This is a genomic window from Sphingomonas sp. UV9 (genome assembly GCF_004101245.1).
Lineage (GTDB): Bacteria > Pseudomonadota > Alphaproteobacteria > Sphingomonadales > Sphingomonadaceae > Sphingomonas.
Genome location: NZ_SCIN01000002.1, coordinates 76,465 through 90,695 on the forward strand (window position 1 = coordinate 76,465; position 14,231 = coordinate 90,695).

The window sequence follows — 14,231 nt, forward strand, 5'->3', positions numbered from 1 at the left end:
CGCGATCCCTAAGGTCCAATATTCTCTTGTAATGTTATGGGGCTTCGTCATTTAGTTTGCGATAAACGCAAAAATGTCTAGGCTCGTGAAAAGGGGGGGGTGATGATCGAGCAACGGCGACGACACCTGTTCAATCGGTTCTTCCTCCCTGGTTTCGCGTTCAAGGCGGTCGTCATCGGCGGTGGTTATGCGACAGGACGCGAGCTCGCGACGTTCTTCGTACCGGCAGGGCCGATGGGAGGGATCTATGGCATTCTGCTCGCAACCGTGATCTGGAGTGGGCTCTGCGTGCTCACCTTCCTCTTCGCTCGGCAGACCGCGAGTCTCGACTACCGGGCCTTCTTCCAGCACCTGCTCGGTCCGGGATGGTTGCTGTTCGAGATCGCGTTCCTGCTCGCTCTCGTCGTCATCCTTGCCGTCTTCGCCGCTGCCGCAGGGTCGATCGGCAGTGCGCTGTTCGACGCGCCTCACGTAGTGGGTTCGCTGGCGCTCGTTCTCGGAATCGCGCTATTTGCCGCCTTCGGCAACAAGGCGGTCGAGTGGCTGTTCAAATACGTCACCTACTTCCTCTATGCGACCTATCTTATCTTCGCCTGCCTCACCTTCACTCGCTATGGCGACCGCATCATGTCGTCCTTCGCCAACGCGCCCGCAGCGAGCGGGTGGATGGCCGGCGGCACGACCTATGCCGCATACAACGTCATCGGGGCGATCGTGATCCTACCGGTGACCCGGCACCTGACCTCAAGACGGGACGCGGTCATCGCGGGAGCGCTGTGCGGGCCGCTCGCCATGCTGCCCGCACTCGTGTTCTTCCTATGCATGATGGCGTTCTATCCGGCGATCGGAAGCGTGGAACTGCCCTCGGACTATATACTCGCGCGTCTTGATGCGCCGGCTTTCCGAATGATCTTTCAAGCCATGATCTTTGCCGCACTGCTGGAGAGCGGTGTCGGGAGCGCGCATGCGATCAACGAACGGATCATCCATGTCTATCATCGCCATTTCGATCGGCCGTTCACCGTGGTCCAACGCCTGGGCGTCACGTTGACGGTGCTCTTCGGCGCCGCGATCGTCGCCGACCGTGTCGGTCTGGTGACGCTGATCGCGCAGGGCTATACCTGGCTCGCCTACACCTTTATCGCCGTGTACGCGCTGCCGCTCGTCACCTACGGCGCGTGGTGCATCCTGAAACACCACCGTACGCACGTAGCGGCGGCATGAGTTCCTCACAAACACAGCGTCGGCGTTCCCGACCGGTCCTGATCGACCCTTTCCACGCCATCGACATCAGCCGGCTTGCGCATGAGCTCGAGGCCGCCGGCCAGAACGTGATCCACATGGAGTTCGGCCAGCCATCGACGGGCGCCCCCCGCAGCGCGATCGAAGCGGCACACCGTGTGCTCGACACCGACGGGATGGGGTATTGGGAAAGCCCCGCACTGCGCCATCGGATCGCGCGGCATTACGGCGAGACCCAGGGCATAGAAGTCGACCCGGCCAACATTCTACTGACGAGCGGTGCCTCACCCGCACTCGTCCTCGCACTTCTCACCGCCTTCGAGCCGGGCAGCCGGGTGGCGTTCGCCCGTCCGGGCTATGTCGCCTATCGCAACAGCCTGAGGGCTTTGCACATGAACCCGGTGGAGATCGAGTGCGGCGCCGACACCCGCTTCCAGCTGACCGCAGCGGCGCTGGATGCCATCGACGACTTCGATGGCACGATCATCGCCAGCCCAGCCAATCCGACCGGTACCATCCTCTCTCCCGAAGAACTGGCATCCATTGTGGCGTGCTGCGCCGCAAGGGACGCGACGATCGTTTCCGACGAGATCTATCACGGCCTCACCTATGCCGCGCCGGCGACGTCCGTGTTGCGCTACACTCGCGAAGCGTTCGTCGTGAACAGCTTCTCCAAGTACTTCAGCATGGCCGGGTGGCGCCTCGGGTGGCTCGTCGTTCCAGACAGGTATCTCGCGGCAGCTCGTGCGAGGATCGGTAACTTGTTCCTTTCGCCGCCTTCGCTAGCGCAGCACGCCGCCTTGGCGGCGTTCGACAGCACCGGTGAACTCGAGGCGCACGTAGCCACCTATCGGCGAAATCGGGAACTTCTTCTCGACGCACTGCCGCGACTGGGTCTGGACATGATGGCACCGCCGGACGGTGCCTTCTACCTCTACATCAGCGTGGCGCACCTTACCGACGACTGCGTCGAGTTCTGCCGCCGGATGCTGGAAGCCACGGGCATCGCCGTCGCACCGGGCATAGACTTCGATCCTCAGGGCGGGCGACAGTTCATCCGGCTGAGCTTCGCCGTTTCGAGCGAACTCGTCGTCGACGCGATCGAGCGGCTCGGCGCCTGGTTGCCGATCATCGCACGTTCGCTGGTTTCGCCGCCCCATGACCACGAAACGTCGGCTCGGACCTCTTAGCCGGCAGGCGACTATCCGAGCTCACTACCCTCCTGCCTCGCCATATCGAAGGACACTTCCATGAAGCCGCCGCACCTCGCACCTTACACCCAGGCCGGTGATCTCTTCTACCTGTCGGGACAATTGCCGTTCGACCAGACAGGGAAGATCATCAGCGACGATCTGGGCGAGCAGACGATGCAGACCTTGCGCAACATCGAAGGGTTATTGGCAACGATGGGTCTGTCGAGGAACGACATCGTGAAGACGACGATCTGGCTGGTGCCGGGTACGGATTTTGCGACATTCAACGACCGCTATGCCGACTTCTTCGGCGACCATAAGCCGGCACGCTCCACGGTATTCAGCCAACTCGCCCTTCCGACCGCGAAGATCGAGATCGAGGTGATCGCACACCGCTCGTGACCAAGCGTCTGTGACCGCGCATCATTGACTACGTCCTCGTGACCGGCCCGGCTCGCAATCCGCGCGACTTCGTATTACGAGCGTGGACAACGTTTGTCGGCAGGGAGGTCGAGTTGGATGATCGTGTCGATCACTACTGATCATGGGCGCGTCCCCTGTGCCGGAAGGCTCGCTTGCGCCGACGCTTCGCCTGGACCTCGGATAGGGGCCCCAGGGCCGCTGCTGAGCAGCCGAGCGTGACGTTGCGCATCATTTCGGCAGAGGAGGTCTCCGAAAGGCTGACTTACGATGTGGCGATCACGTTGGTGCGTGACGCGATGGTCGCACTGTCCGCCGGACGGACGCGCCAGCTCCTGCGAGGAATTATCGATCTGGGAGCGGGTAGGATGTTCGGCGTGATGCCCGGATCGCTCGACAAGGGCCCGTTCGGTGCCAAGTTGGTCAGCGTCTTTCCCGGCAGCGCGGGAGACGGCAGAAATGCACATCAGGGGCTGGTCGTCATCTTCGATCCCGAGACCGGCGCACCGGCGGCTGCGGTCGACGCGGGTGAACTGACTGCGATCCGTACCGCAGCCGCTTCGGCCGCTGCGACCCTGGCCTTGGCCAAGGCCGACGCGGTTCGGGTTGCCATACTCGGCACGGGTGAGCAGGCGCGGCGCCATATCGAGGCTCTCCAAAGCGTCCGCCCGCTCGTGCAGGTGACGATATGGGGCCGGGATGGATCTCGCGCTCGCGCCGTCGCCGACGAGTTCGGAGCCGTTGCGGCGGCGTCGGTGCAAGACGCGACCGCAGAGGCGGATGTCATCTGTACGGTATCGGCCGCTGTCGAACCCATTCTGTACGCCGCCGATGTCCGGGAGGGCACTCACGTGAATGCCGTCGGTTCGAGCCGCGCCGGGCCGGCGGAGATCGCGGTAGATCTGGTCGCCCGGTCATGCTTCTACGCCGATCACCGCGACAGCGTCTTGAGCCAAGGCGCCGAATTCCTACGAGCGAAGGCGGCGGGGCAGATCGACGACGACCATGTTCTCGGCGAAATCGGCGAAGTGTTTGCCGGAACGCTCCGCGGGCGCACCTCCGACCGGAGCGTTACGCTCTACAAGTCGCTTGGCCACGTGGTTCAGGACCTCGCTTGCGCCGCATGGCTGTGTCGCGACGGGAGCTGACCGTGGGGCTGTATGTCGGTTTGGGCGTATCAAGGAAAAGCCATACCGGAGTGACAGAGCGGCAGACCCAACTGGCGTGGAAAAGTCCAGATCAGTGAGTTTCAGGACGTCTGCTGTGCGAACGTGCGCCGGCCAACAGGAGGTCTTTTTCGACCGATTGATCCTCAAAGCCGCCACAAAGCGATCTCAGGGTGCGGCTAGCTTCCCACGATGATTTGCGCCGTCGAGTGCAGCGATGGCCTCGGACGTGTAAGCCGCAGCGACATGCTCGCTGTGGTCATCCAAAATATCGAGCGCCTGCTGGAGGAGTTTAATTGCATCACTCGCGGTCGTCGGGTTTGCCATGTGCGGTCTCCATCAGAAAGAAACGCCGCATGGCTTCATCCTTCATGGGACACGAAGCGCACGCGACCAAAATGCATCGGTAGAAGGATCAGTCTGGCTCCTAGACGAGCGCTACACCCCTCACTATGCGGTAATTGCGCTGACGCGAGCGGCGAGATCGGCGTGCCGGATCGCTGTGGTTCACGATAAGACCATCGACCAGCACATCGCAACCCGACGATGGGTCAGCTTGTACTTAATGTCATCCTATTGATCAGCTCCCCGGTGAGACATCAACCGCCCCAGGTCGCGGCGAGCAGCCGCTGAAAATTACCGCCGAGCACAGCCTGGATGTCGGTCCGCGCCCATTTGCGTCTTAACAATTCCTCGGTCAGATCGTAAATCTTGCGGGGGTGATCGAAGCCATCGACGTCGATCTTGTCCCGTAGCTGGTAGCTGTCCTTGTAGGCCGCGCGCATCTGCCTGTTCATCTCGGCAGGTAGGTCGTCGTAGCCGTTCAGGTCGGAATCGGTCCCGATGCCGACATGCTCGATTCCGGTGATCTTTGCCACATGTTCGACATGATCAGCGACGTTGCGGATGGTGGTCGGCTCGGTGCTGCTGACGAAGCTGCGTACGCCGGTGATGCCCATCACGCCGCCCTTCTTCGCCAGGGCCCGGATCGCCTCATCAGTCTTCAGGCGGGGGTGGTCGACGATCGCGCGGCAGTTGCTGTGGGTGATGGCGATCGGTTTGGGCGACAGTTCGATCGCGTCGAGCGTGGTTCGGTCGCCACAATGGGAGACGTCGATCAGCATGCCGACCCTGTTCATCTCCCTAATGATCTGTACGCCGAAATCGCTTACGCCGCCATCGACGCGGTCGGTAGATCCCGAACCGAGCCGGTTCTGCGAATTATAGGTCAGCTGGGATACGCGTTGCCCGATCCCGTAGAAGTATTCCACGTCGGACGGGTTCTGGAAGTGGTCGCTGTTCTGCAAGCCCATTATCACGGCGCACTTGCCGTCCTTCTTGGCCCGCGAAAGATCGGCGGCCTTGTCTATCGCACAGAGCAGATGCCCGTTGCGGGCGACAAAGTTTCCCCAGCTCGCGAAGAAGGCCAGCGCTCCCTCGTGCGCGTCCGGTCCGCCGATCCCGGCCGAGTGATGGAAGCCGGTGATGCCGCTTGCCCGGAAATCGGCTTCATCGCGCGCGCTCAACCGCGTCGAGTAGGATTTCGGATTCAGGTTCAGCTTCAGTGGGCCGAGCATGTCTATGACCATGCTTTCGTGCACGATATCGATGGTCCGGGAGGAGTACCGTCGTCCTGCGTCCGTCGCGGCAGCATCGCCGCGTGTGGCAAGGGACATCGCAAGCATCGCGCCGCCGCCGATCATCGCCGTCCTGCGTGAAATCTCGGTCACTTCACGGTCTCCTCTACCTTGGTCAAATGGCCGCCGATCCGAAGAAAGTCGCAGGTCGTAGATCGAGTCCAGCCTCTGGAATCGACGCCAGAAAGGGCGCGAGAGCGGTCACAAAGGGGGGGATGGTCGCGGCGGTCAAGCCGGCAACGTTGATACGACCGGAATCCGCCATGTAGATGGCATGTTCGCGCCGCAAGGTCGCAACCGCGGTGCTGTCGATCGGCAGCAGCGCGAACATGCCCTGCTGAAAGGCGATAGGCGCGAGTCGAGGGTGGGACGTTCCAAGAGCGACGCGCAACGCTGCGATGCGTCCTCGCATGCCTTCGAGCTCGGTACGCCACTCGGCAGTGAGCTTGGGATCATCCAGAATGATGCGGACGGCTGCTGCGCCGTGGTCGGGTGGCATGGACCACAGACTTCGCGCGAGCAGCAGCAGCGTATCGCGTACCGGATCCGTCGTGGCCGCGACGGACGACTGCACCCAGAGGGCGCCGACACGATCACGGTACAGCCCGAAATTCTTATCGCAGCTATAGGCGATCAGCGCCTCGGGGACGGCGGCGAGCATGGCCCGCGTTCCCGCCGCATCCTCCTCCAGTCCCGTACCCAGTCCCTGATAGGCGAGGTCGATCAGCGGTACGAGACCGTGCCTTTCGAAGAGCTCGACGAGTTCACGCCATTGTGCCGTCGAAAAGGCGGCGCCGGTGGGATTGTGGCAGCATCCATGAAGAAGAACCACGTCCCCAGGTGCTACTTCAGAGAGCGCTGAATAGAACGCGTCGAAATCGAGGTCGGCACGTCTCTGATCGAAGAAGGGCAGGGTGCGTACCGTCAGTCCCGCCGCCTCGAAGATCGGCGCATGGTTCGGCCAGGTGGGTGCACCCGTCCATACGACCGGCGGCCGATGGCTGCGTGCGAGAAGGGCGGCCGCCAGCCGGAGGGCGCCCGTGCCGCCCGGAGTCTGTACACCGGTGATGCGCGGGTCGCCGGAAAGGGGCCATCCGAACGCTACGCCAGCCAACAGGTCGGTGAAGCGCTGGTCGCCCTCCGAGCCGAGATAGCCTTTGCTCCGTTGCTCGGCGAGCAGTTGGGTTTCCGCGGTCTTCACGGCGCTCATGATCGGAGTCACGCCCTGCTCGTTCCGATAGACGCCAACGCCGAGATCGATCTTGAAGCCGCGCGTATCCGCGCGGTGCATCGCGATCACGGACAGCAAAGCGTCCGGGGACTGCCGGTCCAGAGTGGCGAACAGTCGGGAAGGTTGGTGCGGGATCACGGTCAGGCCGCCATTCTGCCGGAGGCATAGGCCTGCGTGCCGCGCGTAACGACCTCGTCGCTCGACAGTAAGGTTCCAACCGGAATGGACGGCTCCTTCGTCGCCTCGGCGTAGAGCGGCGCGAAGTCCGTGTTGAGCGTCTGGTCGAGAAGATCCTCGAAGCTGTCGATGACGAAATAGTTCTGTTGGAAATCGTCGACGCGATATTCGGAACGCATCACGCGCTGAAGATCGAATGCCAGCCGGTGGGGGGAGGGATCCTCAAGCGCGAAGACCGACTCGGTATAGGATGAGACGATGCCGGCGCCATACAGTTTGAGCGAGTCACCCGAGCGAACGAGCCCGAACTCGACCGTGTACCAGTAGAGGCGTGACAGACGCTGGATCGCGCCCAAGGCAGCGGCTCTCTGACCGCCTCGACCATAGGCCTGCATGTAATCAGCGAACACAGGATCGGTCAGAAGAGGAACGTGGCCGAACACGTCATGGAAGATGTCGGGTTCCTGAAGATAGTCGAGCTGGTCCGGGCGACGAATGAAGTTACCCGCGACGAAGCGCCGATTGGCGAGATGGTCGAAGAACACCTCGTCAGGCACCAGACCCGGAACAGCGACGATCTGCCATCCGGTCGCCTTCATCAGCCGCTCGGACAGCTCGTCGAAGTTCGGGATGCCAGGCCGCGTCATGCGCAACATGTCGAGCCCGTCAATGAATTCGGGCGTCGCTCGGCCGGGCAGCATCCGCACCTGTCGATCGAACAGCTGGTCCCATATGGCATGCTCTTCCGCCGTGTAGGATGACCACTCCTGGGGGATCGTCCAGTCAGCCGCTGCTGCTTGGGGGGGGATGAGATTGGCGTCTGACATTCTCTTGTTCTTCCTGACCTGTGTTTCGTCATCGAGAGGGGGCGCCTGAAGCGACGCGGAGGCAAAGGCTCCGCGTCGTCTTCGGCGCCCCCGCATCTCTAGAGGTACCGCTTGATGCGTTCAGAACTTCACGCGCGCGCCTGCAGTGAAGTAGGTTCCAATCTGATCGTAAGTCCCGGACTGCAGTGTCTCCAAAGGCGCAGTACGGTTGAACAAATTGTTGACGTTGCCGAACAGGGTGAAACGATCGGCCACCCGGAACTGAACGCCAAGATCGAAATAGGCGTAGGAGCCCAGCCTGTTGTTGATCACGCCGCTCGTCACACCCGTCGTCGGATTGGTGACCACGTCCCGCTGCGTGTCGATCGGCCCGCCCGACAGATATCGGACGCGGGTGTCGATGCCGAAGTTGTCGTTCTGGTAGGAGATGCTGATCCGACCACGCCAGCGCACGGCATTCGGGGCGCTGTCAACCGACACGAGGCCGTTGTTCGTGATGTTGCGAAGGGTATAATTCGCCAGGCCGCGAATGCGCAACGTGCCCGGAAGGCTGCTCCCAAGTTGAGACAGCGGCACCACGTAGGACGCTTCAATGTCATAACCCCTCACCAGCAGCGATGCGAGGTTCCGGAAGTTGATGAACGCCGTCGTCACGGTTCCCGTAGCATCGCGAACGACGCTGCCGCATGCGGCGCTGTTGCCAAGACTGCATGCCTGCGTGAGCTGCGACGCGTTCAGTGTTCCGATCGCATCTGCCAGTTTGATGTCGTAGTAGTCGATCGATAGCGCCAAGCCCTTTGCAAAGCTGGGCGAATAGGTACCGCCGACGGTGAATGTCTTCGCGACCTCGGGACGCAGTTGGGGATTGCCGCCCGTGAAGGTCGTGATCGACGGATTAGGGTTGTAGCCGGGCGTTCCAGCGTATTGCGCAGCCTGGAAGTCCTGACTGAGATTGAGGATGTTGATCGACTGAGGCGTGAAGAGTTCGGGGTCGATCGATGGCGATCGAATATCGCGCGATCGAACGCCGCGGATCAGCAGATCGTTGAACAGCCGCACGGTCGCGCCTGCCTTCCATGACCAGATGCCGCCCGTGTTGCTGTAGTCGGAATAGCGTCCAGCTCCGTTCAGATCGACCTTGAGCAGGTCGGAGGCGTCGATGATCGGAAGCGCGATCTCACCGAACGCCTCCTTGACGTTGAAGCCCCCATTCAGGCCGAAGCCGAAGACAGGGACGGCGAACTGGTTGAGCTGCGGTGTCGACGAAACGCTCTGGTCCTGTCGCTCCTTGCGATACTCGCCGCCGATCACCGCCGTTGCGGGACCGGCCGGCAGAATGAAGAGATCGCCTTGGACCTGAACGGCGGCGGCATCGAGCTGATTGCGCGAATGCCGGAACTGCGTCCCGGTGGTGTAGGCCTTCGCCGCTGCCGAGAGGTTGCTATAGCCGAAGGGGTTTATCGGAGCGCATGCCGCATCGTCGTTTGCCGTTGAGGCGTCTGCGTTAATTGCGCAGACCGGCGTTCCACCGATCAGGACGGAGTTGAGCGCGTTGGCATACTGCGACGCGAGGCGCATGTTCTGGAGCGCCTCGTCCCGGATCGTCTCGCCGTGGCTGTAGTGAGCACGATACTTGAACGCGCCGACACTGCCGTCGATGCCGATCGCTCCTTCGTACGTCTGTCGCTTCGATTGCAGTCCGATGGTGTAGGCGTCGACGAAATAGCGGCCGAGAGTGAAGTTCGACTGCCCGGCCGCAAGCAGCTGGTTGCGAACCGCGCCGGGCAGGAATCCGTTGTTCACGGAGACGTTGATCGGCGGGATCGTCGGATCGTAGAGGAACGGGTAGTTCGACTTCACGCGACCATAGGAGCCATCGGCCCATATGGTCGCATTGCCGACATCGAAGCTCGCGCGCGCATAGGATGTGATCCGCTCGAACGGGGTCGACAGATAGACGTTGTCGGTCTGACTGGTTCCGTCCTCGCCTCCGATCATCTGACCCTGGAAGCGGGCTGCCGGATTGGCGAGGATCTGCGTGCCGCCGCGGAACGGCCGCAAGGTACCATCGGAGTTGAAGACCTGCCCCGCGAGCACCCCGCTGGTAATCAACCCGGGAATCGCGGTGTTGCCAAAATTCACGTTCGGCACGATCTGCGTGCGCTGGTCGAGCGCGCCCGGAGCCGGATTGATCCGTACGATCCCAGCTCCCAGGAAGGGCCGCGAGGTGCGACCGTCAGGTCCAATGCCTTGGTCGTCGACATATTCGACACCCGCTATGAAGTGGCCCCTGCCATCTGCAAACGACGTTCCGAAGGTGCCGTCGAAGCCATAACGGCGGCCGTCTCCCCGTGAGGAGATACTGCTCTGCCCCCCCAGAGACAGACCATCCAGCTTGTCGTTCAGAACGATGTTGACGACGCCGGCGACGGCGCCCGACCCATAGGCCGCCGATGCACCGCCCGTAACGACGTCGATCCGGCTCACGAGGTTGAACGGCACTACGTTTAGATTGTTGTCGCCGATGAAACGGCGGCCGTTGAGCAGCGTCAGGGTGCGCAGCGGACCCAGACCCCGAAGGTCGGCGGGCGCCGCGCCGCTGTTGCTGACGTTCCCGTTGGAATTCTGCGGTACGACCGTCGGTCGGAACTGGGGCAGGTCGTTCAGGACCTGCTGAACGTTGGTGCGAGCGCCCTCGCGCAGCTCCGTCGCACCGATGACCGTCGTCGGGGTGGGTTGATCGAAACCGTTGCGTTCGATGCGCGATCCCGTCACGATGATCTCGCCTGCCCCCTGCTCGTCCGGACGCAACTCCTGCGCGACTTGCGGGTCGAATGACGTTGCAGACTGGGCCATCGCCGAGGTGCTCGACAGATATCCCAGCGTCGCCGCGATCAGACTCGCACCGGATGCCAGCCGACAAAGCATTGTCATCGAAGACGTGTTCATTGCTTACCCCCTAGTTTGCCGAATGCCGCCGGATCCCTTTGGGCACCCCCGTACGGAAATGTTGCCGCAGTTTTCAGAAATGGCAAGAAGATTGTTAATTTAGAAAACATAGTGGTGGATTCTTGCGATTGGCTAGCGCATAAATGACTGATCGTTAGGTTCCGGACCTTAAGAGTTACGCCATATGATTCGTCGCGAGTGTGAGAGAATTTTCCGATTGAGAAAATAGTTCGGTTCGCCTCGGCGATAGGGCCGAATGGCGAGGAATCGGTCCGCTGCACGCAGGGGTAGCATTAGGGGGAGACGTTTTGGTGAGACGCGGTATAATTTTGGCCTGGGCGATGCTGGCTGCCTTGACGGGCGATATAGCCGCGGCACAGCTTCCGGCCTTACGCTCAGACCGGGCGCCGGCATCACCACTGGCCACGGCCCGGCCCTTACTTGCACACGATCTCACCAAACTGGACGCAGATGCTTGGCTTGAGGGTTTCATGCCGTACGCGCTGCGAACGGGCGACATCGCGGGAGCCGTGGTCGTTATCGTTAAGGACGGAGCCGTCCTGACCCAACGTGGTTTCGGCTTGGCGGACCTCAAATCTCGCACGCTCGTCGACCCCGACCGAACGTTGTTCCGATCGGGATCGGTTGGAAAGCTGTTCACTTGGACCGCGGTCATGCAGCAGGTCGAAGCGGGCCGCATCGATCTCGACGCCGACATCAATACCTATCTGGACTTCAAGATCCCGCTCTTCGAGGGTCGTCCGATCACGATGCGTCAAATCATGACGCATACTGCAGGATTCGAGGAGCGTAACAAGGACCTCATCACCTCCGACAAGTCGCGCCTGACCTCCATCGAACGCTATCTTAAATCCTGGACGCCGCGCCGGATCTATGCGCCGGGCACGACCCCTGCGTACTCGAACTATGCGGCTGCGCTTGCGGGCTACATCGTTCAGCGCGTGTCGGGGGTTCCGTTCGATCGCTATGTCGAGCAACGGATCTTCCAGCCGCTCGACATGCGGCATTCGACGTTCAGGCAACCCGTTCCCGCATCTCTGAATGCGCTGATGGCGACGGGCTATCCGCGGGCGTCCGAAGAACCCGGCAAGTTCGAGTACGCCTCCGCGGCACCGGCGGGCAGCCTTTCGCTGAGCGGCGCGGACATGGGACGTTTCATGATCGCCCACCTGAATGGCGGTGCGGGACTCATGCGCGCGGACACCGCGCGCACTATGCATGACACGCCCACCACGATCCTTCCCCACGTGAACCGGATGGAGCTCGGGTTCTTCGAAACGAACATGAACGGTCGCCAGATCATTGGGCATCTGGGCGACACGGCATTGTTCCACGGGGCGGTTCATCTCTTCATGAACGAGGGCGTCGGCCTCTACATCGCCATGAACAGCACGGGCCGGAACGGCGCTTCGACCCCATTGAGGCTCGGACTGTTCGAAGATTTCGCCAATCGATATTTTCCGAGCCTCCGTCCGGAGGAACTCCAGGGCGTCGATGCGAAGACCGCAGCCGAGCACGCACGAATGATGGTCGGTCAGTGGCGGAGCAGTCGCCGCAGCGAAGCCGGCGTGATGCGGATGGTCGGTGTGCTGGGTCAGATCACCGTTTCGACGAACGCGCGTGGCGAACTGGTCGTCAACGTACTGCGAACGCCGGGCGGTGCCCCCAGGACTTGGGTCGAGGTCTCGCCGTTCCTGTGGCGGGAGAAGTACGGTCATGAGCGGCTTTCGGCCAAGGTCGAGAACGGGAGGATCGTTCGCTGGAGCAGCGACTTCTTCTCGCCGTTCATGGTCTTCGATCGCGTTCCCGCCAAAGCCTCCGCGACCTGGGTGCTGCCCGCCTTCTATGCCGCGCTCAGCGTCCTGCTGCTCACCCTTCTGCAATGGCCCGCCGCAGCGCTCGTGCGGCGACGTTACAAGGCGTCTTTGCCGCTTACGGGGCGGGCTCGCGCCACGTACCACGGCATACGGGCGACAGCCGGGTTGGCGCTCGGCGTCATGGTGTCATGGATGCTGATCCTGTCAGATCCGATGAACATATCCGACACCGCCCTCTGGCTCGTCCAGGTCGTCGGCGCGATCGTCTTCGCGGTGCTCGCAGCGCTGGCCGTCTCTAATCTCCTCTTCGCATTCCGTCAGCGTCGCAGCTGGCCTGACAAGGCCGCAGCGGTCGTGATCGTGCTGGCGGTGGGAATGGTGGCTTATGTCGCGACCACCTTCGGGCTCGTCGACATGACCGTTCATTACTGATCGTCCGACAGCGACGTAGACGAGGGCGACGAAGTGACAGTCGGCAATCCGAACACGACATCAGTGGATGAGTTCAGCCTGAACCATCGCAGGTCCCTGGATGCCAGAGCGACCGGCGCCATGGTTCTGCTCAGCGCGGTCTGGGGGCTTCAGCAGGTCGCCGTCAAAGGCGCGGTGCCCTTCATGGCGCCGGTTTATCAGATCGCGATCCGTTCGGCGGTGGCGGCGGTGGCTGTCGGTGCGCTCGTCGTGATCCGCCGCGAGACCGGGGCACTTCGATCGGGAACCTGGAAACCCGGAACGTTGGTGGGCCTGCTGTTTGCGCTCGAGTTCCTTCTCGTCGCCGAAGGGCTTCGCTTCACCAGCGCTTCGCACATGTCGATCTTCCTCTACACCGCTCCGATCTTCGCCGCCTTGGGACTGCACTTCCGATCGCACGAGGAGCGCCTGACCGTCGTCCAGTGGATGGGCGTCGGTCTGGCCTTCGTCGGCGTCGTCGTCTCATTCCTCGGTCGTGGCGCGGCGAATGACGGCCAGTTCGGTTGGTTGGGCGATCTGATGGGCATCGCCGCGGGAGCGTCCTATGGCGCCACGACGATATCCATACGCTTTTCGCGCCTGTCGAACGCGCCAGCGACCGTCACGCTGTTCTACCAGCTCGCAGGTGCTGCCATCGTTCTTCTGACCGCATCCGTTCTCACGGACCAGACAGGCATGACGCCAAGCTGGACGCTCGCATTCAGTCTCGTCTACCAGATCGTGATCGTATCGACCCTCAGCTTCCTAGCCTGGTTCGCGCTGCTTAAGGTCTACCTTGCGTCGCGGTTGAGCATCCTCTCGCTGATGACTCCGATCTTCGGCGTCGCGTTCGGGATCCTGGCTCTCGGAGAACGCCTTGATCCGCGGTTCGTAGCAGGCGCGGTCTTGGTGCTGGCGGGCATTCTGCTCGTGGGCGCGCGCGATGTTCTGCGCACCGCCCCCATGGCGCGCCTACATGGCTGGGTCACGCTTCGAGAGCGGTCTGCCGATCACACCGGAGGCTCGGCGTGATCGACTGCACCAAACGGACCGCGAAGCGCCGTCCGCACAAACGGTCGGTGCTCGTGGTGTCGCGCCGTC

Annotated in this window: 11 protein-coding genes; 6 read left to right on the forward strand and 5 right to left on the reverse strand. The window is 62.2% G+C overall.

Annotated elements, in window-relative coordinates:
- Positions 1 to 102: 102 nt before the first annotated feature.
- The 4 genes from EQZ23_RS06690 to EQZ23_RS06705 all read left to right on the forward strand — a co-directional run bounded on the left by EQZ23_RS06690 (position 103) and on the right by EQZ23_RS06705 (position 4,003).
- Positions 103 to 1,224, forward strand: coding sequence for a hypothetical protein (locus EQZ23_RS06690; RefSeq protein WP_128453713.1), 1,122 nt, complete (start codon positions 103 to 105; stop codon positions 1,222 to 1,224).
- Positions 1,221 to 2,432: an aminotransferase class I/II-fold pyridoxal phosphate-dependent enzyme gene (locus EQZ23_RS06695; RefSeq protein WP_128454657.1), complete on the forward strand. Its 1,212-nt coding sequence runs from the start codon at positions 1,221 to 1,223 to the stop codon at positions 2,430 to 2,432. Before EQZ23_RS06690 ends, EQZ23_RS06695 begins: the two co-directional genes overlap by 4 nt.
- A gap of 60 nt (positions 2,433 to 2,492) precedes the next feature.
- A complete protein-coding gene (locus tag EQZ23_RS06700; RefSeq protein WP_128453714.1) occupies positions 2,493 to 2,837 on the forward strand; it encodes a RidA family protein in 345 nt (114 codons plus the stop codon).
- 236 nt (positions 2,838 to 3,073) lie between these two features.
- Complete coding sequence (locus EQZ23_RS06705) at positions 3,074 to 4,003, forward strand: ornithine cyclodeaminase family protein (protein ID WP_276318458.1); 930 nt, start codon at positions 3,074 to 3,076, stop codon at positions 4,001 to 4,003.
- Positions 4,004 to 4,189: 186 nt separating this feature from the next.
- Here the strand turns inward: EQZ23_RS06705 and EQZ23_RS19770 are convergent, their stop codons facing one another.
- From EQZ23_RS19770 to EQZ23_RS06725, 5 genes are all read right to left on the reverse strand, one after another.
- Positions 4,190 to 4,348 (reverse strand): hypothetical protein, encoded by a 159-nt coding sequence (locus tag EQZ23_RS19770; protein ID WP_164913400.1) that lies wholly within the window; start codon positions 4,346 to 4,348, stop codon positions 4,190 to 4,192.
- A gap of 272 nt (positions 4,349 to 4,620) precedes the next feature.
- Positions 4,621 to 5,751: a membrane dipeptidase gene (locus EQZ23_RS06710; RefSeq protein WP_240663385.1), complete on the reverse strand. Its 1,131-nt coding sequence runs from the start codon at positions 5,749 to 5,751 to the stop codon at positions 4,621 to 4,623.
- 22 nt (positions 5,752 to 5,773) lie between these two features.
- A complete protein-coding gene (locus EQZ23_RS06715) occupies positions 5,774 to 7,027 on the reverse strand; it encodes an aromatic amino acid transaminase (RefSeq protein ID WP_276318459.1) in 1,254 nt (417 codons plus the stop codon).
- A gap of 2 nt (positions 7,028 to 7,029) precedes the next feature.
- On the reverse strand, positions 7,030 to 7,893 hold the full coding sequence (gene phhA, locus EQZ23_RS06720) for a phenylalanine 4-monooxygenase (protein ID WP_128453715.1): 864 nt from the start codon (positions 7,891 to 7,893) through the stop codon (positions 7,030 to 7,032).
- A 120-nt stretch (positions 7,894 to 8,013) separates the two neighbouring features.
- Complete coding sequence (locus EQZ23_RS06725; RefSeq protein ID WP_164913401.1) at positions 8,014 to 10,827, reverse strand: TonB-dependent receptor; 2,814 nt, start codon at positions 10,825 to 10,827, stop codon at positions 8,014 to 8,016.
- Between the two features lie 344 nt (positions 10,828 to 11,171).
- Between EQZ23_RS06725 and EQZ23_RS06730 the strand changes: the two genes are divergently transcribed.
- Both EQZ23_RS06730 and EQZ23_RS06735 read left to right on the forward strand, forming a co-directional pair.
- Positions 11,172 to 13,112 (forward strand): beta-lactamase family protein, encoded by a 1,941-nt coding sequence (locus EQZ23_RS06730; protein ID WP_240663386.1) that lies wholly within the window; start codon positions 11,172 to 11,174, stop codon positions 13,110 to 13,112.
- Positions 13,113 to 13,145: 33 nt separating this feature from the next.
- Positions 13,146 to 14,162, forward strand: a complete 1,017-nt coding sequence (locus EQZ23_RS06735) for a DMT family transporter (protein WP_206364198.1) — start codon at positions 13,146 to 13,148, stop codon at positions 14,160 to 14,162.
- Positions 14,163 to 14,231 lie beyond the last annotated feature (69 nt).